26 protein-coding genes are annotated in these 24,471 nt (G+C 52.2%); 20 read left to right on the top strand and 6 right to left on the bottom strand.

The window, feature by feature from the left end; translation table 11 throughout:
• Nucleotides 1-59: 59 nt before the first annotated feature.
• From QT230_RS05140 to QT230_RS05095, 10 genes are all read left to right on the top strand, one after another.
• On the top strand, nucleotides 60-917 hold the full coding sequence (locus QT230_RS05140; protein ID WP_308320514.1) for a site-specific integrase: 858 nt from the start codon (nucleotides 60-62) through the stop codon (nucleotides 915-917).
• The gene (locus QT230_RS05135) at nucleotides 910-2,061 is read left to right on the top strand and encodes an IS91 family transposase (protein ID WP_308320513.1); all 1,152 of its coding nucleotides are present in this window, start codon (nucleotides 910-912) and stop codon (nucleotides 2,059-2,061) included. Before QT230_RS05140 ends, QT230_RS05135 begins: the two co-directional genes overlap by 8 nt.
• A gap of 370 nt (nucleotides 2,062-2,431) precedes the next feature.
• On the top strand, nucleotides 2,432-5,137 hold the full coding sequence (locus QT230_RS05130) for a TrlF family AAA-like ATPase (protein ID WP_374694443.1): 2,706 nt from the start codon (nucleotides 2,432-2,434) through the stop codon (nucleotides 5,135-5,137).
• Nucleotides 5,138-5,299: 162 nt separating this feature from the next.
• Complete coding sequence (locus QT230_RS05125) at nucleotides 5,300-5,884, top strand: hypothetical protein (RefSeq protein WP_308320511.1); 585 nt, start codon at nucleotides 5,300-5,302, stop codon at nucleotides 5,882-5,884.
• Between the two features lie 110 nt (nucleotides 5,885-5,994).
• Nucleotides 5,995-6,303, top strand: a complete 309-nt coding sequence (locus tag QT230_RS05120; protein ID WP_308320510.1) for a hypothetical protein — start codon at nucleotides 5,995-5,997, stop codon at nucleotides 6,301-6,303.
• A gap of 114 nt (nucleotides 6,304-6,417) precedes the next feature.
• Nucleotides 6,418-6,612 carry a hypothetical protein gene (locus QT230_RS05115; protein ID WP_308320509.1) on the top strand — a complete coding sequence of 65 codons (195 nt, stop codon included), beginning with the start codon at nucleotides 6,418-6,420 and terminating at the stop codon, nucleotides 6,610-6,612.
• Nucleotides 6,613-6,715: 103 nt separating this feature from the next.
• The gene (locus tag QT230_RS05110) at nucleotides 6,716-7,411 is read left to right on the top strand and encodes a hypothetical protein (RefSeq protein ID WP_308320508.1); all 696 of its coding nucleotides are present in this window, start codon (nucleotides 6,716-6,718) and stop codon (nucleotides 7,409-7,411) included.
• 122 nt (nucleotides 7,412-7,533) lie between these two features.
• Nucleotides 7,534-8,427 (top strand): hypothetical protein, encoded by an 894-nt coding sequence (locus QT230_RS05105; RefSeq protein WP_308320507.1) that lies wholly within the window; start codon nucleotides 7,534-7,536, stop codon nucleotides 8,425-8,427.
• Nucleotides 8,428-8,529: 102 nt separating this feature from the next.
• A complete protein-coding gene (locus tag QT230_RS05100) occupies nucleotides 8,530-9,150 on the top strand; it encodes a LysE family translocator (RefSeq protein ID WP_308320506.1) in 621 nt (206 codons plus the stop codon).
• 249 nt (nucleotides 9,151-9,399) lie between these two features.
• On the top strand, nucleotides 9,400-10,362 hold the full coding sequence (locus QT230_RS05095) for a ribonuclease Z (protein ID WP_308320505.1): 963 nt from the start codon (nucleotides 9,400-9,402) through the stop codon (nucleotides 10,360-10,362).
• 41 nt (nucleotides 10,363-10,403) lie between these two features.
• On the opposite strand, the gene QT230_RS05090 is transcribed toward QT230_RS05095, so the two are convergent.
• The 3 genes from QT230_RS05090 to vapB are packed head-to-tail and all read right to left on the bottom strand — an operon-like array spanning nucleotide 10,404 to nucleotide 11,485.
• A complete protein-coding gene (locus QT230_RS05090; protein WP_308320504.1) occupies nucleotides 10,404-10,823 on the bottom strand; it encodes a hypothetical protein in 420 nt (139 codons plus the stop codon).
• A gap of 33 nt (nucleotides 10,824-10,856) precedes the next feature.
• Nucleotides 10,857-11,255 carry a tRNA(fMet)-specific endonuclease VapC gene (gene vapC / locus QT230_RS05085; protein WP_308320503.1) on the bottom strand — a complete coding sequence of 133 codons (399 nt, stop codon included), beginning with the start codon at nucleotides 11,253-11,255 and terminating at the stop codon, nucleotides 10,857-10,859.
• Complete coding sequence (gene vapB, locus QT230_RS05080) at nucleotides 11,255-11,485, bottom strand: type II toxin-antitoxin system VapB family antitoxin (RefSeq protein ID WP_308320502.1); 231 nt, start codon at nucleotides 11,483-11,485, stop codon at nucleotides 11,255-11,257. Before vapB ends, vapC begins: the two co-directional genes overlap by 1 nt.
• Nucleotides 11,486-11,584: 99 nt before the next feature.
• Here vapB and QT230_RS05075 point away from each other — a divergent pair, with 99 nt between their 5' ends.
• Together QT230_RS05075 and QT230_RS05065 are read left to right on the top strand one after the other, a co-directional pair.
• Nucleotides 11,585-12,238: a DsbA family oxidoreductase gene (locus tag QT230_RS05075; protein ID WP_308320501.1), complete on the top strand. Its 654-nt coding sequence runs from the start codon at nucleotides 11,585-11,587 to the stop codon at nucleotides 12,236-12,238.
• Between the two features lie 128 nt (nucleotides 12,239-12,366).
• Nucleotides 12,367-12,681 carry a HigA family addiction module antitoxin gene (locus tag QT230_RS05065; protein ID WP_308320500.1) on the top strand — a complete coding sequence of 105 codons (315 nt, stop codon included), beginning with the start codon at nucleotides 12,367-12,369 and terminating at the stop codon, nucleotides 12,679-12,681.
• Nucleotides 12,682-12,750: 69 nt separating this feature from the next.
• On the opposite strand, the gene QT230_RS05060 is transcribed toward QT230_RS05065, so the two are convergent.
• Both QT230_RS05060 and QT230_RS05055 read right to left on the bottom strand, forming a co-directional pair.
• Nucleotides 12,751-13,947 (bottom strand): homoserine O-acetyltransferase, encoded by a 1,197-nt coding sequence (locus QT230_RS05060; RefSeq protein WP_308320499.1) that lies wholly within the window; start codon nucleotides 13,945-13,947, stop codon nucleotides 12,751-12,753.
• 76 nt (nucleotides 13,948-14,023) lie between these two features.
• Complete coding sequence (locus QT230_RS05055; RefSeq protein ID WP_308320498.1) at nucleotides 14,024-15,196, bottom strand: UbiH/UbiF/VisC/COQ6 family ubiquinone biosynthesis hydroxylase; 1,173 nt, start codon at nucleotides 15,194-15,196, stop codon at nucleotides 14,024-14,026.
• Nucleotides 15,197-15,302: 106 nt separating this feature from the next.
• Here QT230_RS05055 and QT230_RS05050 point away from each other — a divergent pair, with 106 nt between their 5' ends.
• The 8 genes from QT230_RS05050 to QT230_RS05015 all read left to right on the top strand — a co-directional run bounded on the left by QT230_RS05050 (nucleotide 15,303) and on the right by QT230_RS05015 (nucleotide 23,085).
• Nucleotides 15,303-16,169 carry an NAD-dependent protein deacetylase gene (locus QT230_RS05050; RefSeq protein WP_308320497.1) on the top strand — a complete coding sequence of 289 codons (867 nt, stop codon included), beginning with the start codon at nucleotides 15,303-15,305 and terminating at the stop codon, nucleotides 16,167-16,169.
• Between the two features lie 64 nt (nucleotides 16,170-16,233).
• The gene (locus QT230_RS05045) at nucleotides 16,234-17,697 is read left to right on the top strand and encodes a protein adenylyltransferase SelO family protein (RefSeq protein WP_308320496.1); all 1,464 of its coding nucleotides are present in this window, start codon (nucleotides 16,234-16,236) and stop codon (nucleotides 17,695-17,697) included.
• A gap of 44 nt (nucleotides 17,698-17,741) precedes the next feature.
• Complete coding sequence (gene dinB / locus QT230_RS05040; protein WP_308320495.1) at nucleotides 17,742-18,788, top strand: DNA polymerase IV; 1,047 nt, start codon at nucleotides 17,742-17,744, stop codon at nucleotides 18,786-18,788.
• Nucleotides 18,789-18,897: 109 nt separating this feature from the next.
• Nucleotides 18,898-19,725: an alpha/beta hydrolase gene (locus QT230_RS05035; RefSeq protein ID WP_308320494.1), complete on the top strand. Its 828-nt coding sequence runs from the start codon at nucleotides 18,898-18,900 to the stop codon at nucleotides 19,723-19,725.
• Nucleotides 19,726-19,734: 9 nt separating this feature from the next.
• Nucleotides 19,735-19,986 (top strand): YkoF family thiamine/hydroxymethylpyrimidine-binding protein, encoded by a 252-nt coding sequence (locus tag QT230_RS05030; protein WP_308320493.1) that lies wholly within the window; start codon nucleotides 19,735-19,737, stop codon nucleotides 19,984-19,986.
• A gap of 241 nt (nucleotides 19,987-20,227) precedes the next feature.
• A complete protein-coding gene (locus tag QT230_RS05025) occupies nucleotides 20,228-21,247 on the top strand; it encodes a TRAP transporter substrate-binding protein (RefSeq protein ID WP_308320492.1) in 1,020 nt (339 codons plus the stop codon).
• Nucleotides 21,244-21,756: a TRAP transporter small permease subunit gene (locus QT230_RS05020; RefSeq protein ID WP_308320491.1), complete on the top strand. Its 513-nt coding sequence runs from the start codon at nucleotides 21,244-21,246 to the stop codon at nucleotides 21,754-21,756. Before QT230_RS05025 ends, QT230_RS05020 begins: the two co-directional genes overlap by 4 nt.
• A 24-nt stretch (nucleotides 21,757-21,780) precedes the next feature.
• Nucleotides 21,781-23,085 carry a TRAP transporter large permease subunit gene (locus QT230_RS05015; RefSeq protein ID WP_308320490.1) on the top strand — a complete coding sequence of 435 codons (1,305 nt, stop codon included), beginning with the start codon at nucleotides 21,781-21,783 and terminating at the stop codon, nucleotides 23,083-23,085.
• A 62-nt stretch (nucleotides 23,086-23,147) separates the two neighbouring features.
• Here QT230_RS05015 and gabT read toward each other — a convergent pair whose 3' ends face one another.
• On the bottom strand, nucleotides 23,148-24,425 hold the full coding sequence (gene gabT, locus QT230_RS05010) for a 4-aminobutyrate--2-oxoglutarate transaminase (protein WP_308320489.1): 1,278 nt from the start codon (nucleotides 24,423-24,425) through the stop codon (nucleotides 23,148-23,150).
• Nucleotides 24,426-24,471 lie beyond the last annotated feature (46 nt).

Raw genomic sequence — 24,471 nt, 5'->3', positions numbered from 1 at the left:
GCCTCATCGGGCCACACTGTTGATTGACCCACGTGGGTCAATCAACAGGAGTGACGACGATGACTGCCTTGCGACAGAAGATGATCGCGGCCATGCGTCAGCGTGGCTTTGCGCAACGTACTCACAACACCTACCTGATGGTAGTCACTGATCTGGCTCGTTATTTCCACCGTTCGCCAGACACGCTGAGTACCGACGACCTGCAACACTTCTTTAATCACTTGGTTCAGGAGCGCGGTTTGTCCGCCGCCAGCTGCCGTGTCTACCTGCACGGCGTGCGGTTCCTGTACTTGCACGTGTTGCAGTGGCCGTCGTTTGATGTGCCGCTCACCGTCCCCAAAAAACCGCAGCGGATTCCAGAACTGCTGACCCGCGACGAGGTTCGGCGGATCCTGGCCGCCTGCCAAAACCCGAAGCATCGCATGATGCTCGAACTGTGCTACGGCTGCGGATTGCGTGTGACTGAGGTCTGCCACCTGCGAGTCAGTGACATCGACAGCCAGCGCTACCAACTTCGTGTGACGCAGGGCAAGGGCGGCAAGGATCGTATGGTGTTACTCCCGATGACCCTGCTTGATCGCCTGCGCGATTACTGGCGAGCCTACCGGCCAGTCACATGGCTGTTCCCGAGTGCTCTGTTTCCCGACCAGGCGCTGCACCCCAGTGCGCCGCAGAAGGCCTTTACTCAGGCCAAACGCCTGGCTGGGATTGAACGGGTCGGCGGCATCCACAGCCTGCGCCATGCCTATGCCACCCATGTCCTGGAGCAGGGCCTGCCCGTCCATCAGCTCCAGCGACTGCTGGGCCACCGCAACCTCCAGTCGACGATGCGCTACCTGCACTGGCTACCGAGCCAGCAAGGGGGAGATCAGTGCCATATTGATCTGGTGGCCGCACTGGAGGTGAGCCATGACTAAGGCCGCTACCTTGCAACAGGTGCTGACCCGCTTCCTCGATCCAACCGGTCTTGATCGCCACCGACAACGAGTGTGTACCCATCTGCTGGCCTGCCGAACGGAGGCGATGGGCGGGATGATCTTGCAGTGCTCCGACTGCGCTCACGTGCAGCCACGCTACTTCGGCTGTCGTGATCGTCACTGTCCGCAGTGCCAAAGCCGCGCCATGGAACAATGGGCCGAGCGTCAGCAAGCCAATATCCTGCCAGTGCGCTATTACCACGTCGTGTTCACGCTGCCGCACAGCCTTAATGGCTGGGTTCAGCTTCACCCGGAGGTGATTCACCGGTTGCTGTTCCAGAGTGCCTGGCAAACGCTGCGCACGTTTGGACGAGATCCCAAGCGCCTTGACGGCGAGATGGGGATGATCGCCGTGCTTCACACCTGGGGCCAGAACCTGAGCCAGCATGTGCATCTGCACTGTTTGGTTCCAGGCGGTGCCTTGGGTGACGATGGCAACTGGCGTGAAGCGCGTAGTAACTATTTGTTCCCCGTGCGGGCCTTGTCACGCCACTTTCGCGGTCACATGGTGAGCGCTTTGCGCAAGGCCGCCAATGCAGGCGATCTCCACCGAGTCACCCGGCCCGGTGATGTCGATGCTCAACTTAACACGCTGATGGCCACTGAATGGGTGGTTTACAGCAAGGACTGCCTTGAACACACCCACGCAGTGGTTCGCTACCTGACGCGCTACACGCGCCAGATCGCCATCAGTAACGCGCGTATCCTCGCCGTAGATGATCACCAGGTGACCCTACGCTACAAGGACTATCGCGACCATGACCGACACAAGTCACTCATCCTTGATGGTGAGGAGTTCGTGCGCCGCTTCCTGCTCCATGTCCTGCCCAAAGGACTGATGCGGGTGCGTCACTACGGTTTTCTGGCCAATCGCTGCCGTCGGCAACGTCTGGTGCAGATCCGTCGAGCGTTAGCGGTTGTTGAGCAAGCGCCGGATGCCGATATGGCTGCCAGCGATCCGGAACGGGCCTACACCTGTCCACACTGCAAGCAACCCACATTGCGGATGATCGGGACGCTCACACCCCAGCGCCTCACCTACGATCAACCGCCTAATCACAAGGAGCAACGCTATCGAGCATGATGTAACGCCATACGACAACAACCGACTTGGCTAACCGGCCCGCTAGCGGGTCACGGCTAAGCTCGTCCCGGTGATGGATTTTAGCCATCAGGCGCGCTACATTGGGTTAACTTAGGTTCGGGGGCACTGAAATGATGGCGAATTTCACCATTAGAGCGCGTTTCCACAGACATGCCAATGCACGGCTTAGTGCCTCAGGCCGCATGCCAGTCAATACAATCCCCTATTAAATAGCCGCCGGATGGACGCGCCTTAGTCCAACAGGCATTTATTCGCCATGCTCCGCACGGCGAATAAATGCTTAACTGTTATATGCCGCCAACGGGCTGGCTTGCGCGTTTTATTTAAATACTACAACGGCCAAGAACTAATGCTGGCAGCATCGTTTTTGCCATTTACTCCGGAGCTAATTGTGGATAACAACTGTAATAATGGTGCAAGGTTTGTTCGAGCTGATCTTCACATACACTCTTACAGCTCAGACACCGGGTCGTTCGATGTGAATGACGATAACATGACACCACAAAACATTGTAGATACTGCAATAGCCTCCAATCTAAAAATAATTAGCATTACTGATCACAACGAGATTCTAAACAGCAAAACTGCAATTGATTACGCCGAAGGGAAGGATATATTCGTAGTACCCGGAATTGAAGTCAGCACGACGCAAGGGCATCTTCTAGTATATTTTAGGAGCTTTCAAGAGTTAAGGTTATTTCACGGGAAGCTTACTATTTCTGATGATAAACAGCGCTGCTCTCAAGGGATAGTCGAGTGCTTGAATTTAGCGTCGCAGTTCAATGGGTTTGGAATACTTGCTCATATTGAACTGGATTCTGGTTTTGAAAAGACGGTAGTAAGATTTAATGCTCAAATGGATGATATATTTTGTCATCCCTCTTTGCTTGCTCTAGAGATAAGCAAAAAGGATAGTTATGACCTATATACGGATAACGATTCTGATGGCAACCGATTAGCTCTGGTGAAAGAACGGAGAAAACGTCTTGAGCTTCATGATGACGTGATACTACCTAAAGTAATGTCCTCAGATGCGCACTCAATAAGTAAGCTTGGAACAAATGCGGAAGGCAATAGGAAGCTGACACGCTTCAAAGTTGATGAGCTGAGTTTTCACGCTCTTCGTATTGCCTTGATGTCCTATGAATCACGTGTTCGAATTGAAGACGTAATCCCTGAGAAAGTTGCAAAATTTATTAAAGTACAGATAAGTGGAGGTCTCCTAGACGGTCAAGTCGTCGATTTCAGCGATAATCTAAGCTGTATAATAGGTGGAAGGGGCACTGGCAAGTCAACATTAATGGAGATTATACGGGCAGCCTCAGGAAACAAATCGTCGAACGAAGTTATCGATAGTGATGTTTGGCCTGATGATATTAGTTTGATTTACGAAGATGAAACAGGAAAGGCTGTTGAATTCCGCCGATCCAAGAATGACGATGCATTTAACAATACAGACGGAGATGATGGGCTCCAAAGAGTTCCTGTAGAATGTTACGGGCAAAGCGAAACAGCTGATACCATAAAGAATAGTGATAATGATCCGCAAAATTTACTGAATTTTTTAGACGGTTTTCTGGAGATAGAGCACTTAAAAAAGGAAGACGATAATGTACGCCAACTTCTGCTCGACAATCAGAGCGAGTTAGGAAAGCTACGAACCGAGGTCGCAGCAATAAAAAATACCGAGAGGCAGCTTCGGTCTCTAAAAGAGAAAAAATTAAGGTTAGAGCAAGATAAAGTCGGCGATCTTGTTAAGCACCAAGTTGCACTGGTTAAAGAGAAAGGCCTAAGGAAAGATCTTGCAGAACAACTTAATAATCTAGTCAAGACCTATCGCGAAGTCCTTAAAGATACGACACTGTTCGATTACTTTAACGAATTTTCTGATGATGAAATCATCGTAGGAAAAGACCAGATTGCTGAGGTAAAGAAGCTAATCAATGAGTTTTCAGAAATTGTTTCAGGTAAGTCTGATGAGCTAAATGAGGCCTTAGAAGAAAAAATAACCCTCTTAAAAACCCAGCTTGATTCATGGAAGTCTAAAGAGTCGGAAATTCAAAAAGAAATTGATAATAAAAAGGCTGAGCTAGAAAAAGCTGGTATACCATTCGATATTGGGAAAATTAATCAGATTGCTAAAGATTTAGAGTATTATGATAAACGTCTTAGAAAGCTTCAAGCAGATCAGGTTAAGTTGAAAGAGGCGGATCGAGAAAGAACACAGCTCCTGAAGCAACGGATCGAGCTTAAGAAAGATATTTATAAAGAACGGTATGCTTTTAGCCTCCAAGTGAATAATAATTTAAAAAATTCAGTTGATGGGCTTTATGTTTCGGCAACATTTTCCGAGGGAAACTACTCTCCCATGTTCGAGGAGCTACTAAAACAAACGATGGGATGGAGGACATCCCAGGTTAAAAGATCAGAGATTATAGCATCCGCAATGTCACCTATAGCCTTCGCTTCGGACGTCAGGCGCCGACGAAAAACGAACTTTGAGAACATTTTGGATGAGGATGGTCGACGTGTCTTCTCTGACGAAGAGATAGAGCGCATTTTTAATCAGGTTGGAGAGAATAATTCATATGAGGATTTTCAAGCGCTTACCTATGAAGATCGACCGCACATTCTGGTAACTAAATTGGTAGTGGTTAACGGGCAGAAAACAAACATATCTAAGTCGATATCAAAACTATCACTAGGCCAACAACAATCAATTCTTCTGGCAATTCTTATTCAATCTAAAAACAACATCCCGCTTCTCATAGATCAGCCAGAAGATCACCTAGATAGTGAATTTGTATATAAGACAATTGTCGCTAATCTAAAAAAAATCAAAGAAACACGACAGGTTATTATTGTTACGCATAACGCAAACATTGCAGTTTTGGGCGATGCAGAATTGATTGTCCCGCTTCGAAGCACAAGTGATAAAACATCGATTGTAAATCGAGGGTCCATCGACCGGGAGTCCATTCAGAAAGATTGCTGTTCAATCTTGGAAGGAGGGGAGAGAGCATTTTTACAGCGGCAGAAGATATATTCGCTTTAGAGTTTTGTGGTCTTGAGGTTAGATAAAAAATACTACAGTCTTGGAAACGGTAGATGGGCATGTTGGTCAAGACATCATATAACAAACGCATGTTGTCGGACTGGCTTTACGCTGCGCTCCAAGCCAGCCGCAAATGCGAGCGTTATGTTTTAAGGAGGTTCGGTGTTCTCTGAGCTGGAAGCATGTAATACATGGGAGTGTGTAAATAGTTTTGCCTCATGGATAGCTGCTATAGGTACAATTTTTGTTTCTTCGTTAGCATTATGGCTGTCATGGCGCGACAGCCTGATTCGAGTTAAAGCAACTTTTGACTATGGCCTAGTTCCTGGGGATGACCCCATGGTATTGGATACCCCAGTTTATATATTAGAATTCACAAATGTCGGTCGACGGCCAGTCACTATAACAAATTACGAGTGGAAGTTAAGACGGTGGCACTTGGTCTTTAAGTACAAGAGATGGTTTTCTTTCCCCCACCTAGAGTCTAACCTAGGCGACTTGTGCTCATCGTTTCCCCTTGAGCTCCATGAAGGCAGAACAGGACATATATTTCACGCTAAGAGTTTTTTTGAAACAATAGAAGAAAAAGAAAGCTTCCTTTTCGCTAAAAATCCAGCTGTTGCGTTGTTCCGAATGTCGGACGTGAAGATTTCACTAAAGACTACTGCTGGAAAGGAAATAGATGTAAAAATACCGTTTAGGGTTCGGCGTCATATGGTCAAGCAGTATTTGAAGCAAAAAACATAACCAATCGCTGTTGTCGGACAAATTTTCCGCTGCGCTACAAATTTGCCGCAGAGCGCGGCGTTAGCCATCTACTATAATCAATCTTAGGAAAATTCAAAAAGGATAACTAAATGTCGGGAAAATTTAAAACTACTTGGTTCTGGGCATCCCTTGGCAAATTTGATGTCGAAAAAGGCTTTATCTTCAAAGAAAAGGTTAAGAAAGTTTCGCATCGAAACGTCGACTTTGACGAATATGCTCAACATCTACAAAATGCATATGAGCAGCTTGATTCTGAGGGATATGATGTTGTCAATGTTGTTCCGATCTCCATGGGCACGTCCGAAGTTTGCAATCAGTCCAATGGGAACTACGTTGGCGACGTAGGTTTCAGCATTACCCGCGGAGCTGTCGTAGTTGGCAAGAAAAAAGAAGGCTAACAAAGCCATTAAATTCGCTTCCTTCGGTTGCCGGACGCTCGTTCCTCGCGCCGTTTATGGCGGGCGTTAACTGGTCTACGAGTATGTTTATCTGATTCAAAAAAGGAATTCATCATGGCGCAAGTAGATATAGAAGAGGTTATTGACCATTTAAGTAGTGAAATGAGGCGGGCTTTGAGAGATGCAGTAGATGAGGTCAACCCTGATTCTGATTTGGATGAGTACGAGCTATTTCGTGCATTTAAACGCGCAGTCCGTCGAAAATGTTCAACTTGGGAAACTATCCCTGATCAATATGTGCGTAAATAAACCAGTTCACAAACAGCGTCATTCGGGGCCTGTGGCCCCTGCAACGCTCACAAGTCCGCGTGCATGCGCGGGGCGTTAGGCGTTAAGGGAGAGATTTGATTCTATGGACATTCCTGATGTGATGGGAAATATTTCGACGCCAAGAATGAAGGGGCTTGGTGAGGCCCCCAGGGAAATTGATTTGCCCCATGATGATGAGGCCATAATAGAAGAATCGATAGAACAGCTGGATCAATCAGGCTTGGATATTGAAGACCTGTTTAAGGTTTTTGATGACTGGCAAACTAAAAAAACTTTAACTTCAAAACGAATATTCTTATCTACATCAGTCCTTGTTTCGTCCGCCTCTTGGGTAGGCATCGATTATACGAAACTTACTCTTTTTGGATTGGAGGTTGCTGACGGCACTCCGATGCGGTTTCTGATCTTCATTATGGCCACTATCGTTTTAAGCGGTATATTTTACGAAGTCTCCCGAAGAATAGACCTTTCAGTAAGAATGGCAAGAATCGCTCATGTTGATCGGGATTTAAAAGAACTCCTTGAGCCGTTTGAAGCAATCAAGGATGTAATGAAGAGGAATAATATTGATTCTTTCGTTGATCTATACTTTGATTTCAGGTCATCTATTACAAAGAGTTCGCAGCATGATGCTATAGATGTTTTTAGAGCCATTGATTTCTATCGCAAGCATCTCTTGCGAGCCGGATTCGGGCTGCGGGCCGTTACAATTGTAGAACAGTTAATAACTTACGTGATAGCTTTATATGCGATTGTCTCTCTTGCGCAAAGTATATAGCGATAACGAGCCTAACAATCGCAGGCAATCCGACGGCTTTTTCGTTCCGCCTGCGGCTCTACTACAAAGCCGCGGTTGCTGCGGGCGTTATGTGCTAATGAAGCTCTAGGGATAGATGAAATATGAGCGATTTAAGAAAGGTATGCTTCTTTTGCGATGAGGTAATTGAAGGTAGGAAAACGCTAGAGCATATTATTCCAAATAGCCTTCTTGGCAGGCTTGGAATTAAAGAGCAGACGATTACTGGGCAAAAGGAAACTCAGTATAGTAGGGTCAAGGTGCCGGCACACTCAAGCTGTAATAGTGAGTTTGGTAGCAATTATGAAAGTAGAGTTCTTAAACTCCTCGATGACCCTGAGTCTCTCTATGAAGCGATAAAGTCAGAAGAGGCTGGTATTCCCATGATGTACGGGCCGGACGAGTCAAAAACGGCAATGATTACAACTTGGATGTCAAAAATTTATTATGGCCTGTTCTATTATGATTTGATTTCGACTCAAGATGAGGGCTGGCGAGAAATTTGCTCATCCGTTGTAATGGGGAAAAATTTCGAGTACGTTCGAGCTTCATATAAACATGGTCATGGGTTTCAATTGCCATCAAGTCTTTATGTTTTTAAAACAAATAATGCTAATACAGACCTTGTGACTTTAGTTGATCCAAGCAGTATTTTGCTAAAGATAGGTTCTTTGACTCTTGTTCTATGTATTTGCGATGGTTACCTCACAAAAAACTACCTAAACGGGGAGGTACTGGAGCGGTTACGGAATTGGGTAAGGCAAGAAGATGAAAGAGATATTGAGTTTCCATCACATAAACTTGCACTTGGTGAGATAGTGGCGCTTAGAAGCTGTATACCTAAAACACCAAAGTTTATATCAAGCGATAATCAAATTATTAATATGAGCCTCTCAACGATGGTGGCCAACCCAGACGAGTATTACAGAATTAATGATCAGGCCCTGTCAAAAGCGAGAGTAGAGATTCTTCGTGAATTTAACATTGAGCTTGGTTAAAAAAGCACATAACAAAGCCATTAAATTCGCTCCCTGCGGTCGCCGGACACTCGTTCCTCGTGCCGTTTATGGCGGGCGTTAGTTCAAGAAGGAGAATCAGTTGTGTCACTAATGACTATTTTGTTATTCATACCAGCATGCTTTGCTTTGAACATGGCACCAGGGCCAAATAATCTGCTGTCAATGGCCAATGCGAAGCGGTATGGCGTCAGAACTGCCTGTTATGCTGGGGTCGGTCGCCTTATTGCATTCGTAGGGATGATTACTCTTACAGCAACAGGGCTTGCAACCGTGTTGTATACATCAGAAAAGCTATTCTTCATCATAAAGATTGTTGGAGGGCTTTATCTGCTTTGGATCGCATTTCAACTGTGGACTGCCGATCCTTCTGACGGTGGTAACGAAGCACTCGGAGGAAGAAGCTTGTTCCAATTGGGGCGGCAAGAGTTTCTTCTGGCAGCCGGAAACCCAAAGGCTATCTTGATTTTTACAGCTTTTCTCCCTCAGTTTGTTGACCCCACTGGTTCTGTAGGATTTCAGTTCCTGGTTCTAGGTGTTCTGTTCTTGATGCTTGAATGGGTAGCGATAGCTGGGTATGCATTCTTTGGGAAAGCATTGCGGCATTGGTTCTCTCGACCTTCCATGCGTCGTGTGTTCAACCGGATTTGCTCGGGGCTCCTTGGCAGTGCTGGTATTGGGCTTTTATTGGCTCGCCGTGAATGAACTAACAAGGCAATTAAATTCGCTCCCTTCGGTCGCCGGACGCTCGTTCCTCGCGCCGTTTATTGCGGGCGTTATGAGCTAGGAGCGCTAATGATTTAACCCCAAGTAGCGTCAGACAAGCTTGGCGGATCTAGGTAGCTCTCCACTGTATAAAAGTACACATAAACATGAACGTAAAAGCACTAATCCGTAAATTTAGCTGACTGGCAGTTCACCGCCTTGGTCTTAAAGTGAGATCACGAAAAAGCAATGAATTTACTGTTCCTTGGTACATCTGCCGGAGTACCCACTAAAAGCAGAAACGTCTCCGGCATCGCGTTGCGTGAGAGCAAAGGGAAGGGCTGGTACCTGATCGATTGTGGAGAGGGCACCCAGCATCAGGTTTTGCACACCAAGCTATCGTTCCATTCGCTGAAAGCCATCTTGATTACCCACGTGCATGGCGACCACTGCTATGGGCTGCCGGGCATACTGGCGAGTGCGGGAATGGGTGGCCGGAAAGCGCCGCTTACCATTGTGGCGCCCGCAGGCATCAAGGCTTGGTTGGAGGCCACCTGCGAGGCCACGCAGCTATGTTTGCCCTTTGCCCTGGAATTTATTGCCTCGGAAGGCCTGCCTAGCGTTGAGTTTGAAAGCATCGCGGTTACCACTTACAGGCTTTCCCACCGGGCGCCGTCCTATGCTTATGGATTTACGGAGCGGAAGGTCGACGCTGATTTAAACATTGAAAAACTGACCCAAAAGGGCATTCCGAGAGGGCCGTTGTGGGGGCAGTTGAAGCAAGGGGTTGATGTTGAGTTTGCGGGTGAGCAGTTAAAAAGCCATGACTACTTAATCTTCAAAAACAAGCCCAGGAAAATAGTGATTGCGGGGGACAATGACCAGCCTGATTTATTAATGGATGCCTGCGCAGGGACGCAAGTGCTGGTGCATGAAGCTACCTACACCGAAGAGATGGCCCAGAAGGCCGGTGATGTCGGGCATAGCTACGCCAAGCTTGTCGCCGCTTTTGCCGAATCGGTGCAGCTGCCCAACCTGGTGCTGACGCACTTTAGCCCCCGCTATCAGTTCCACCCCCTTGCCTCGCCTTCCATTGAGGACATCCGCCAAGAGGCCCTGCGCGTCTACTCGGGCTCGCTTTACCTGGCGCGGGATTTTAGCGAATACACACTGGATAAATCGGGCCATTTTTCTGAAGTGGCGGGCGAATAACCGGTTTCACCGCGCCACTTCTTAAGAGATCAACGGGCAGATTAGTCGCGGCAGTAGCCTTCACCTGTTGCGACTATTAAGCAATCTTCCTTTTCTAATAGCCATTTCATGCCGGTGGCCTCGCCGTCGCCCGCGCGCAGCAGGTGTTGGCCGTCCTCGCGGTTGAAGCTAATGCCTTCGGCTGTGGCTTGGCCTTCGAATGTCCCACTTTGATCGGCGTCCAGGCCGTACTGCATCTCAAGCAAATAGTGGCCGGGGCCTGCAGACTCGTCCTTGCTGATGTCCAGGAATAACCCTTCTACGCCGATCCATCTGCCGACCCATTGATCGGTCACCTGATGATGGGGCTGGTTTTGCTCGCTTGCAGTATCTGGAGCGGACGAATTTGATGTGGCGGTATTGCTATCGCTACACCCGCTTATCAGCATCATGGCGATTAAAGCTAACGCTGTTTTGGTCATGAGTAGTGGCATCTCCGGTGAATGAATGGTGTCCTAAATCCAATCTTCTACTCTAAGCCCAGGTACGCGACTGAACTCACTTAGGTTGTTGGTTACCAGAATTAGCCCTTTTGAGCGAGCATGCCCAGCTATCATCTGATCATATGGGCCGATGGGTGTACCTGCTTTGGCCAGCTCGCTACGTAGCTGGCCACTGTGATAGGCGGCGCTGGAGTCGTAATCGAGAACTTCCAGTCGGGCTGCAAACCCTTCTACCACACTCAAGTTTTTCTCGGGATAAGCGGACTTCTCAGCACCATACACCAACTCCATGAGTGTCACGGTGCTGATACAGAGCTGGTCGCTATGCTGATTAAAGGTCTCGCGAACATGGGGAGGTTTATGTTTGATGGTGAAAATGCAGATATTGGTGTCAAGCATGTACTTAAGCATCAAAACGCCTCGCGTTCCTGTTCGTTTGGCTGGTCGCGTTCACTCATAAAGTCAGCAGTGACACTTTGGCCATCAAACCAGCTATCCCACGCTTCACCTACGGGGGTAATTAAGCGCGCGCGACCCAAGGCAATAACATCAACGCGTGTAACGTTCTCCGGCAGCGCGAGGGATTTCGGCATACGCACCGCTTGGCTACGGTTACTTTTAAACACAGCTGCTTTTTCCATGGCTGTCTCCTTATCAGTACTGCCGTTACTCACTATATACACGTAACATACTTTCTTTAGTTTGATCGAATTTTGGGATATGTCAATGGGATATACAAAATGCAAAAGGTAAGAATTGACCTAGTGTCCGATGTCGCCTGCCCGTGGTGCGCGATTGGCTATCGTCGCCTGGAGCAAGCGTTAGAGATACTGGATGGCGAGATCGACGTTGAGCTTGTCTGGCAGCCCTTTGAGCTGAACCCGGATATGCCGCCCGAGGGCGAGCCGATCCTGGAGCACTTGTGCCGCAAGTACGGCAAGGATGCTGCCAGCATGGCGCAGTCCCAGCGCGAAATTATGGCGGTAGCCGAAGAGCTTGGATTAAATTTTCGTGGCGCCCAGGAGCGCCGGGCGAACAATACGTTCGCTGCCCACCGCGTGCTGGCGTGGGCCGGAACGCAAAACCAAGAAACAGCCCTGCAGTTGGCCCTGTTTGATGCCTACTTCGGTGAAGCGAAAAACCCTGCCGACCCAGAGGTGCTTCGCGAGAAGGCCATTGAGGTTGGGCTAGACGGTGACACTGCCGAGGCCATCGCTCGGTCTGATCAGTACGCGGACGACGTTCGAGCGGCAGAACAGAAATTCATGGAGGCAGGGGTAAACGCTGTGCCAGCATTTATCCTCGACGGTCGCTACCTGATTTCTGGTGCCCAGCCCGCCGAAGTGCTTGTCGATGCGCTTCGTCAGGTGGCCGAGGAAAACGCCAACCGCTAACGTCCTGTAAACAGGCAAGGTCAGCACTCGATTTCAATAAATGATCAGTGGCGTATCTGTTTTCGTTTTGAAGATGGCGATGCGTATGACGTTGAAGTTTGTGACTACCACTGAATGAGGTGATGACGATGGCTATTCTTAACACAGCGGGTATGCAGCGCAAACCGACCCATCCTGGTGAAATGCTGAGAGAGGATTTTGTACCGGACTATGGTCTGACGGTGGCAGGACTGGCTGAGGCGTTGGGCGTTTCTCGTCAGTCGGTCAATGAGCTGTTGCGTGAGCGGCGCGCTGTCAGCCCTGAAATGGCGCTTCGGCTTGCCCGCTTGTTTGATAATTCGCCGGATTTTTGGCTGAATGCACAACGCGCTGTTGATCTATGGGCGGCAGCTCAGACGATCAAGGAGGAAGTTAATCGGATTAAACCTCTGAGTGCTGCATGAGGGTCGGTAGTTAATCCGCTCATACATTGAGTCAGAACGCTGGCACACAGAAAACCAGCGCTCACTCCCTTACTGCAAAAACGCCCGCAAGGTGTCGCTGGCTTGGTCAATGGATAAAACGCCATCCAAATGGCCGCGATTGCCTTCCAGGGTTTCAAGTGTCACTTCAGTGCCGTCTGCTTCAATCAGCTCGGCGGTATGGCGCACGCCTTCAGGGGCGAAGACGAGGTCGTCTTCGCTGTAGAGCATTAGCGTGGGTGCCTCGATGGCGGCAAGTCCTTCCTCTAACGAGTCGCCGTGGCCGGTCATAAAGGTTTGGTTGGCGCGCACTAGATATAGAAAATGGTTCGCATCGGACGTTTCGGCACGTCCGGCGGCGATATCATCCAGCGTTTTTTCAATCGCGTAGCGGGCGTTGATGTCCTGGGCCGGGTCGCGGTCTTCGTCGGCCCAGTCGCGGTTGAAGGTTTCGTTGGCCCACTGCCAGTGGTTGGCGTTGAGCGTGACTAACTTAAGCGCTTCTTTCAAACCATCTGTGGGCGGCTCGCCGTCGTAGTAGTCGCCTTCGTTCCAGTTGGCATCCAGGCGAATCGGCGCGGCCCAGGCGCTCAGCGTTGCCAGCAGCCAGGGGTCGGCAACCCCGCCGCCGATCACGGGAATCAGCCGCTCGACCCGGTCTGGGTAGGCGCTGGCCCATTCAAAGGCCTGTAGTGCGCCCATCGAGGCGCCCATGACCGCATGCAGCGATTCAATGCCTTGGCTTTCCAACAACTCGCGCTGCACCTCGACGAAGTCACGAATCGTCACCACAGGGAAGTCCATGCCCCAGGGTTCGCCGGTGTCCGGGTTGATCGAGGCAGGCCCGGTGGTGGTGACATTCGGGTCATGGGCGTTGAGGTTGACCAGCGTATCGGAGGAGATGATGTAGTACTCATCGGTATCCAGCGGTTTGCCAGGGCCAATGATGGTGTCCCAGTAGCCGGTTGGCTCGCCATCGGCCTCATAGCGTCCTGCGGCGTTGCTGGTGCCGGAGAAAAAATGGGTAATCAGAATGGCGTTATCGCGGGCGTCATTCAATTCACCGTAGGCTTCCCAGCCCACGACCACCTCGGGAATGGTTTCTCCACCTTGAGTAGTGAAGTTTTCCATCTCGAAGGTCTGTTTCTCGACCACGCCGTCCCAGGCCATTAGCGATGAGGAAGCAAGTAGCGCGATACCGGCGAACGCTGAAGCCGTGAGTACAGAGATCCGTTGCGTAAGCGTCATAGGGTTTCCTTGAATGAAGGGGTGCTGTGTTTGTTATTGTCTGCATCGAGCAGTTGCCCCTTCAGCGTAGTCGTTTCTAGCGCATTTTAAACGGATTCAACCCATTGGCTTGCTGCATCATCATGCGCTTGGCGAGCGGGAAACGTTCGGCGAGCTGCAGGCTCAAATCGCCTAACTGGCGCAGCGGTTTGGCGCCGGTAAACAGGTGATGAAAACTGTCGGTGGCGGCAATCATCGCCTGGTTAGCCGCGCGGCGCTGGCACTCAAAGCGCAGTAGGTTGAGGTAGTCGCCGGGGTCGCGGCCTTGAATGATAATCTCAGCAAGGGTGTCGGCGTCGTGCAGGCCGATATTTAACCCTTGGCCTGCCAGCGGGTGTACTACGTGGACTGCGTCGCCTATTAGCGCTAAACGCTTGCCGATATAGCGCTTGGCGTGCTGGCGCTTGATGGGGAAGCTGGCGCGCGCGACCACCCGGGTGATATTCCCCAGGCGGCGGGGGAAGGCACCCTCAATAGCGGTTTTTAGCGTCGCGTTATCCATTGCCTCGCGGGCGCGGGTAGCGTCTTCGTGGTCATACCACACCAGCGATGCGCGGTGGCCGGGTAGCGGCAGCATGGCAATTGGGCCGGTGGGGGTGAAAACCTGCCAGCTGACATCCTGCTGGGGCAGCTCTGTTTCCACGTTAATGATCATGGCGCGCTGGTGGTAATCGTAGCTCTCCACTGGAATCTGGGCTAGCTCGCGCAGGGCCGAGCGGGCACCATCAGCCCCAACCACCAGCGGCGCGCTCAGTGTCTGACCGTTATCCAGTTCAAGCTGGCGTGCAGAGGTGGCCGCGATGGTGCTCAGCGGCGCGCAGTGGGTGTAACAGGTGACGCTGGGTAATTGCGCCAAGCGCTGCCAGAGGGCGTACTGTAGAGTACGGTTTTCGATAAAGATGCCGAAGTCATCCATGCCGCTATCGGCGGCGGAGAACAGCGCGTGGCCGGTGCCGTCCTGGTTGGCGACATCGATATGCCGGAACGGGCAACTGCGCTCTTCAGGGAGCGCTGTGCCGCTGGCCTTCACAAAAGCAAGTGAACGCGCGTTTAGTGACGAGATCCGCAGATCATAGTCGCCGCAGGGTTCGCTTGGCTCGCCGCCTTTCTCTACCAGCCCGACAGAGAAGCCAGCATGACCCACACGAGCCGCCAGGGCAGCGCCCACCATGCCGCCACCGACAATAATAATGTCATGATCGTGCTGCATAAACGTATCTCCTGGGTGCACAATAACCGTTGAAGGGCGCGTTGCATGGCCCTCTATTGCACTACAGTATCGTTGAGTTTGAGCAATATTGCCTAGAGGTGAACTATTGACGCAGGCCGTGGAAATAGCAGAAAGCGTTGCCCAGGCGGGCGAGGAGCTGGCTGCCTTTATTCAGCAGCACCGCAAACTGTGGGTGATTACCGGTGCCGGGGTGAGTACCGACAGCGGCATCCCTGACTACCGCGATGCGGATGGTCAATGGAAGCGGCCACCGCCGGTGCAACATGGCGATTTTATGAGCTCTCATCACGTTCGCCAGCGCTACTGGGCACGTGCGCTGATTGGTTTCAGCGCTATGCGTGAAGCTCAAGTCAGTGGTGCCCACCGAGCGTTAGCGGCGCTAGAGTCACAGGGCTATATCCTGCAGCTTGTAACCCAAAACGTAGACCGCTTACATCAGCGCGCCGGTTCCCGTCGGGTGATCGACCTGCATGGCCGTGCCGATATGGTCAAGTGCATGGCGTGCGACTATCAAATGATGCGCCACGCCATGCATGCCGAGATGGCGCGGATGAATCCCATCTTTGCTGGTTTGCAGGCCGGTCACGCCCCGGACGGCGACGCCGATTTAGAGACTGACTTCAGCAGCTTCCGCATTTTCGACTGCCCTCGCTGCAACGGCATTCTAAAGCCCGACGTGGTGTTTTACGGTGATGTGGTACCCGCCGAACGGCGGCTGGCCGCCCAGGTGGCGCTGGCCGAGTCTGATGCGGTGCTGGCAGTGGGGACCTCGTTAATGGTGTTTTCCGGCTACCGTTTCTGCCGCGCCGCCCATGATCGGGGAATCCCGCTGGCGTCGCTGTCACTCGGTGTTACCCGGGCCGATGCGCTGTTGTCCCATCAGTGGCGGGCACCGCTAACGCCGGTGCTTGAAGAGGCCGTGCGCTGTTTGCAGCGGCGTTTACTTGACTAAAGTGCTAGGGTATTAGCTAGTCATTGCCACTAGATCGTCATTGCCATTAATAGCGGAGCCCACTGTGCTGCAATTTGAACATCGCTACGCCACCTTACCTGCACCTCTTTGGGTCGCCAGCCAGGCAACGCCCGTAGCCAGCCCTGAACTGATCGCCTTTAATACGCCGCTTGCTGAAGAGTTGGGCGCCAAAGAGGTGCCTGACGCAACAACGCTGGCCGGTTGGTTTAGCGGTAATCAGCCGGTGCCAGGGGCCAAGCCGGGCGCATTGGGTTACGCAGGCCACCAGTTTGGCAATTTCGTACCCCAGTTGGGCGACGGCCGGGCGCTGCTGCTAGGTGAAGTGGTTGATCAACACGGCGTGCGCCGCGATGTGCAGCTAAAGGGCAGCGGCCGCACGCCGTTCTCCCGTGGTGGCGATGGCCGCTCGCCACTCGGCCCGGTCCTGCGTGAATACCTGGTCAGCGAGTTTATGGCGGCGATGGGCATTCCCACTACCCGCGCGTTGGCAGCGGTGACTAGCGGCGAACGGGTGGTGCGCCAAATGGCCGAGCCCGGCGCGGTATTTACCCGCGTGGCCAGCAGCCATATTCGCGTGGGTACCTTTCAGTTTGCCGCTGCGCGCCGAGATGAGGCACTGCTAAAAGCGCTGGCGGATCATGTGATTGAGCGCCACTACCCGGAGGCCGCCAATGCTGAAGATCCTTATTTAGCACTGCTGGAAGCGGTAGTGGCCCGTCAGGCGTTGCTGATCGCCCGCTGGATGAGCGTGGGCTTTATCCACGGCGTGATGAATACCGATAACTGCAGCATCGCGGGCGAAACCATCGATTACGGCCCCTGTGCCTTTATGGAGCAGTTTGATCCCCAGAAGGTGTATAGCTCCATCGACCAAGGCCGCCGCTATGCGTTTGCCAACCAGCCCGCCATTGCCCAGTGGAACCTGGCGCGCTTTGCCGAAACGTTGCTGCCGTTAATGAAGGAAGAGGGTGACGCGTTGGTAGAGCAGGCCACTGATGCCATTCGCCGCTTTGAGCCATTGTTCAGCGCCGAACAGCGCCGCCTGTACGCCGATAAACTCGGCCTTGCAGCAGACAGCGACCAGGCAATGCCGCTTATGGAGGCGTTGGAAAGCCAGATGCATCAAGGCCGGATGGACATGACCGCGACCTTTGATGCGCTCACCCAAGACGCTGCCTCGCCGAATGATGAGCGCCACGAGGCACTGCTGGCGCTGACCACGCAGCCCAATGAGCTGGTGGCGTGGCTGGATCAGTGGCAGCAAGCGCAGGTGGCCAGTCAAGACGGCGAGCGCTTTACTGCCATGCGCCACGCCAACCCGGTGATTATTCCCCGCAACCATCGGGTTCAGGAAGTCATTGATGCCGCGTACGACGGGGATTTTGCGCCGTTCCATACCCTGCTAGCGGTGGTGACTAAACCGTTTGATGAGTCCGTTGAAGCGCGGCGTTTGGCGGCGCCTGCCACAGAAAACCAACAGGTATTGAGAACCTTCTGCGGAACATAGCGCCTATGCTAAACTGTGTTTTTTTACAGTTGGGTGGGTAGCCGGTGCGCAAAATTATTCACTGCGACTGTGACTGTTTTTACGCTGCGGTGGAGATGCGCGATAACCCCGCGCTGCGGGATATACCCATTGCCATTGGTGGCAGTGTCGAACAGCGCGGAGTGGTCGCCACCTGTAACTATCCCGCCCGCGAGTTCGGCATCCACTCGGCGATGCCCATGGGCCAAGCGCTCAAGCGCTGCCCGCATCTCACCGTTATTCGCGGCGATATGGCTAAATACAAGACGGTCGCCCGCCAGGTGTTTGCGATTTATCGCGAGGTCACCGAGCTTATCGAACCGCTGTCATTGGATGAAGCGTTTCTGGATGTCTCGGACGTTACACTGCACCATGGCAGTGCCACGCTAATGGCAGAGGCTATTCGTGAGCGGGTTAGTCGCGAAGTGGGAATTACCGTTTCAGCGGGCGTGGCACCCAATAAGTTTCTGGCCAAAATCGCCAGCGACTGGAACAAGCCCGACGGCCTGTGCGTGATTACGCCGGATAAAGTCGATAGCTTTGTGCAGCAGCTGCCGGTAAAGAAAATCCATGGCGTGGGCCCGCGCACGGCTGAAAAACTGGCGGGGCTGGATATCCACACCTGCGCCGATCTGCGCTCCCGCACGTTGACGGACTTGGTCGAACACTTTGGCCGCTTTGGCCGTCGGTTGCATGAGCTAAGCTGGGGGCGCGACGAGCGCCCGGTAAAAACCCACCGCGAGCGCAAATCGATCAGCACCGAGCAGACCTATGCCCAGGATTTACCCAACCTCGACGCCTGCCGCCAAGAGCTACCCGCGCTAATCGAAGATTTAGAGCGCCGCTACGCCCGGCTTGACCCACCGCTGGCGGTGCGTGGGTTAATCGTCAAAGTGAAATTTAACGACTTCACGCAAACCACCGTGGAACACGCCGATCCCGCCCCCAATCTCGAACAGTTTGAAACCCTCCTTAACGTTGGCTGGAGCAGAGGCGAACGGCCCGTGCGCCTGCTGGGGGTGGGTTACCGGCTGGCGGAGAGCAGCCAGGAGCACCAGCTGTCGCTGTTTTAATTAGCCTGTTAACCCTTATGCGGATTGACGCTCATTCAATCGCGCGTTAAAACAGACGTATGATAGTTTGAATTGATCTTTTACTGTTTGCTCACCCACGAGTCTCGCTATGTCTGCCGATGCCGCTTCACGCCCCCGCTTAGTGTTTGCCCACGCCAATGGTTTTCCAGGGCTAAGCTATCGCAGCCTGCTGAACCCACTGGCTGAAACCTTTGACCTGCATCCTTTGGATCGCCTGGGTCACCATCCTGATTACCCGGTTAATCGTAACTGGGGCAACCTGGTGGATGAGCTGTTGAGCTACCTGCCCGAGAGCGATACACCGCTGCTGGGGGTAGGGCATTCGCTGGGTGGCACCTTGATGGCCATGGCTGCCGATAAACAGCCGGAGCGTTTCTGCGGGGTGATCATGCTCGACCCCCCGCTGATGCTGGGAACGGATGCCTGGGCGATGAAAGCCGCCAAGCGATTTGGCTTTGTTGATCGGGTTACCCCTGCGGGTAAAACCTTGGGGCGTCGCACGGTGTGGCCTAGCCGGGAGGCAATGGCGACTTCGCTGGGGCGACGGGGGCTGTTTCGTCGCTTTACCCCAGCAGCACTCAACGACTACATTGAAGCAGGGACGCGCTTGTTAGATGACGGTAGTGCGGAGCTGACCTTTGATACGCAGATCGAGGTGGAGATTTTCCGCCATCTGCCCGATCACCTTTCGCGCCTGCCAAAGCGTTTGGGCGTGCCGCTTGAACTAGTGGCGGGTACAGAATCTGATCTGCTGACCGCTTCGCGCATCAAGCGCTTGAAGCGCAAGGGCCTAAGGGTAAGCGAAGTCCCGGGCACGCATATGTTCCCCATGGAGCATCCGGATGAGACCCGTGCCGCTATTTTGGCTGCCTGGCAGCGATTGTCTGCAGCTAGCAGGCCATCACATACAGCGTAAGGAGGCGTTATGTATCTTTCCGTACAGCTTAGCTATTACCCACTGGCCGATGACTTTAAGCCGGTGGTTAAAGAGGTGGTGAAACGCCTTGAGGCGACGGGATTGGAAGTACATCCTAACCGCATGAGCACCCAGGTATTTGGCGAGTTTGACGCCGTTATGACTGGGTTGAGCGAGGTGATGAAGTGGTCGTTTGAGACCCATGGCAAGGCGGTGTTCGTCGCCAACTTCCTCGAAGGCGACCGCCGTCCCCGGGATTGAATCCGCGCAATAAAAACGCCGCTAAAATTGAGCGGCGTTTGGCTTGTTTCTTCAGGCTTTCCCACCGGCTAATGCAGAGTGCCTGTAAGGCCGCCTTGCGTAAGAATTAAGACTCTCCCTGCCAGAACAGTTTCAGCAAGCGTCGCATTTGAACGCATTCCCGTCGTTATTGGAAATAGTTGGCCGTTCAATAACTGTAGTTTAAAAAATGGTTTCAATAATAAGCTGCGGGGAACAGTGAATGATTTCTAATACTAATGTGAAAAGAAGCGGTTTTAGACCGACCTGCAAAACGCCTATTGTGTTAGGTATGTTGCTGGTTAGCAGCTATTCCTATGCTCAGTCAGTTAATCTGGATTTTTCTAATGAGTATAACGCTAATTCAATACATGCTCAGGGAGATGCTTACTTTATTGATAAAGTAAGTGAGCTAACGGATGGTGATATAGGTATTACGCTGCACACGGGCGGAGCATTAGGTTTTAATTCAGGCGACCACTTTTATGCTGTTGCTGATGGTGCGGTTGATATAGCCGATACACTCTCGGGCACCATGAGCGGGATCGACTCCATTTTTCTGCTCTCTTCGCTACCGTTTATTGTTGAAGACGTTGAAGATGCACGGCGCCTCTATGAAATAGCTAAACCGCATTATGAAGAGGTGTTTGAAGATAACGATCAGGTATTGCTATATGCATCGCCCTGGCCACCTAGCGGCATCTGGTCAAAGACAGCAATATCTAATCAAAGCGATCTCGAGAATTTGAAAATCCGTACCTTTGATCGCAATGGAACGGAGACTTTCCGCAACGTGGGGGCATCTCCCGTGAGCCTGTCGTGGGGCGATGTGGTGCCGCAGCTGGCTACCGGCGGGATCAGCGCTGTATTGACCTCAGCAGAAGCCGGCGCCAACGGGAGCTTCTGGGAGCATCAAGATCATTTTTCGGCGGTTCAATATGCGATTCCGCTTAATATGGTTCATATGAACAAGGCTGTATTTGATTCATTGAGCGCCGAACAGCAAGAAGCACTTCTTGAAGCTGCCGACCTTACCGACCAGCATAACTGGGCCGCTGTTGAAACGCGTACCGAAGAAAATTACCAGACGCTTGGCGAGCATGACGTAGCCATCAGCGACCCCGTCTCAGCTGATGTGCTGAAGGCACTTTCTGAAGCCTCTGCCAGTGTGGTTGAGAACTGGCTCGACAACACTGGCGATACTGGCCAGTCGATCATGACTGAGTTCAGAGGCGAGCAATGAGCTTTTTAAAGGGCATGGAGCGTGCCTCCATGCTGCTTAATAGAGTTGGTGCGGTGATTGCTGTCGTGCTGATTGTTTATATGCTGGGCCATATTCTGCTGGAGATAGTGCTGAGGTTTTTTGGCCACTCTACCTATATCCTGGATGAGTATATTGGTTATGCAGTCGCCACCATGTCTTTTTTGGGCCTCCCCTATGTGCTTGAAAAAGGCGGGTTAATCAGAGTTTCCCTACTACTTGAGCGTATCCCTGTAAATATGCGCTGGCCGTTTGAGCTTTTCAGCAGCCTATTAACCGCTGGCTGTTTCTTGTGGATCTCCACTTTCTGGCTGCAGAACGTTCAGCGCAGCTTTAGCCGCGGTGTGGTCAGTGAAACCCTGGCTGAAACGCCTATCTGGATACCTGAAGGCGCCATACTGATTGGCATGTGGCTGATCTCTTTTTCGCTTCTTGTCAGAGCCTTGAAAATAGTGCTGTTACGTTCTCAGTATCTGCCTGTAGCTGAATAAGGTTTAACCGATGGGAAGTGATACATGGATATTTTTTGGACGGCTATAGGCGTTGCGGTTCTGCTGCTTTTTTTTCTGACAATGGGAACGTGGATTTTTGCAGCCATGCTGGCAGTGTCCATCGGCTCTCTCTGGCTGTTTGGTGATTTCAGCGCAGACCGCATTGGCCTGATTTTCTCACGAATTTTATACCGGGCCAGCAACAGCTGGGAGTTATCGGCCATTCCGTTGTTTATCCTGATGGGCGAGCTGATATTTCGCTCGAATATCTCGGAGCGACTGTTCAAGGGACTGGTGCCGATTACCAGTCACTTGCCCGGCGGAATTCTGCACACCAATGTTTTGGGGTGCACGTTATTTGCAGCAGTGAGCGGCTCAAGTGCGGCTACAACAGCGACTATTGGTAAAATAACCACTCAGGAGCTTAAAGAGAGAGGTTACGACAGGAATCTTTCAATTGGCTCTCTGGCGGGCGCCGGAAGCCTGGGCCTGCTAATCCCTCCGTCAATCGTCATGATCGTTTATGGCGTTCAGGCTGAAGTATCCATTAGTCAGCTGTTTATGGCAGGCGTGTTGCCTGGGCTGTTAATTGCCTTTCTATACAGTTGCTATATCGGATTCAGGTCCTGGATGTCGCCATCATTGGCGCCGAAGAGTGTGATGTCTGATCAGACGATCGGACAGTCCTTTGTACTGCTGCTACCCATATTGGCACTGATCTCCATCGTGATAGGGTCAATTTACAGCGGTATTGCAACGCCGTCAGAAGCGGCAGCGGTAGGAGTGGCGGCCACTCTGCTGCTGTTGGGCTTTGAAAGGCAGTTAAACATCAAGCTGTTTGTTGGAGCCTTTCGTGGGACGCTGATAACAACGATCATGGTATGTAGCCTTCTGATCACGGCAACGCTTCTATCTACGGCGATGGGGTATCTGCACCTGCCGCGTGAGTTGGCAGGGTGGATTGCCGAGCAGAACTTCGGCCCCATGGTGCTGCTGCTGGCGCTGGCTGTTTTCTATATCGTGCTGGGGCTGTTTCTGGATGGTATCTCAATCACCGTGATGAGCCTGCCGATTACGCTGCCTATTGTTTTGCTGGCCGGGTTTGATCCGATCTGGTTCGGAATTTTCCTGATTATAATGATTGAGCTTGGGCAGATTACGCCGCCCGTTGGCTTTAACCTTTTTGTGCTTCAGAGCCTGACAGGAGAAAGCATCAGCCGCGTTGCCTGGGCTTCGCTACCGTTTTTCCTGCTCATGTGTATTGCCGCCCTGCTGGTGAGTATCTGGCCGCAAATCGCACTCTGGTTGCCGAGATTTATGGCTGGATGAGGATAGGAAATCAGCAAAAACGCCGCTCATCTGAGCGGCGTTTCTGCAAGTCGGCTAGCCGTTTACACCAATGAATCCAAGCACGATTCAATAATATCCAGCCCTTCATTGAGCACGTCGTCTTGAATGGTGACGGGCATCAAGAAGCGGATGGTGTTGCCGTACATGCCGCAAGAAAGCAGGATCAAGCCCTCTTCGCGGGCTTTCTTGCATAGCGCAGCGGCCAATTCAGGATTGGGCGTGTGGTCAGCTTTGTTCGATACCAGCTCAAACGCCGCCATGGCGCCCATGTTGCGCACGTGGTCGATGCAGTCAAACTTGTCGGCCCACACATTGAAGCGCTTGGCCAGCTTGTCGCCAAGGGCCTGGCTCTTCTCCAGGATGTTCTCTTCTTCGAAGACTTCCATGACCGCTAACGCCGCCGCACAGGCGGTGGGGCTGCCGGTGTAGGTGCCGCCCAAGGAGTTAGGGCCTGAAGCGTCCATTACCTTGTCGGTACCCACGATGGCGGAGATCGGCATGCCATCGGCCATGCTCTTGGCCATGGTCATGATGTCCGGTTCAACGCCGCTATGCTCAATGGCAAACATTTTGCCGGTACGGCCAAATCCCGACTGCACTTCGTCGATGATCATCAAAATGCCGTGCTCATCGCAGATCTCGCGGATCTTGGTCAGAAAGCTAGTAGAAGCCGGGTAGAAACCGCCTTCACCCAGGACCGGTTCCAACACAATGGCCGCGGTATCTTTGGGGTTAGCATCAGTTTTTAGCGTCATCTTCAGGCCACGAATGGCTTCGTCTTCACTAACGCCGTGATACGGCACCGGGTAGGGCGCGCGGAAGACGGTGCCTGGCATGGGGCCGAAATCGCTCTGGTAGGGTGCTACTTTGCCGTTCATGGCCATGGTGAAAAAGGTACGACCGTGGTAGCCGCCATCAAAGCAGATAACGTTGGAACGGCCGGTGGCCGCGCGGGCGATCTTGACCGCGTTTTCTAGTGCTTCCGCACCAGAGTTGGCCAGCATGACTTTGGCATGACCACGCACCGGCACGATCTGGCTGAGCTTTTCGGCGACTTTCACATAGCCTTCGTAAGGCATGACCGTTTGGCAGGTGTGCATCAGCTTATCGAGCTGGGCTTTGACCGCGGCGACCACTTTGGGGTGGCGGTGACCTACGTTGAGAACGCCAATGCCGCCCGCGAAGTCGATAAAGCGGTTGCCGTCCGCGTCCCAGATTTCAGCGTTTTCAGCGTGGTCGGCGAACGCCGTTGCAGGGCTAGCGGCGCCAGCAGCGACGTACTTATGTTTTAGCTCGTTCAGTTCGGCATTACTGCTCATGGCTCAACTCCTGTCGAGAAAGGATGGGCTTTCAGCATAGTGCTTA

This window comes from Halomonas sp. SpR8 (genome assembly GCF_031010195.1).
Taxonomy (GTDB): Bacteria; Pseudomonadota; Gammaproteobacteria; order Pseudomonadales; family Halomonadaceae; genus Vreelandella.
The sequence above is the reverse complement of the archived record's forward strand: the minus strand, read 5'-3'. Positions and strand labels throughout refer to the sequence as shown.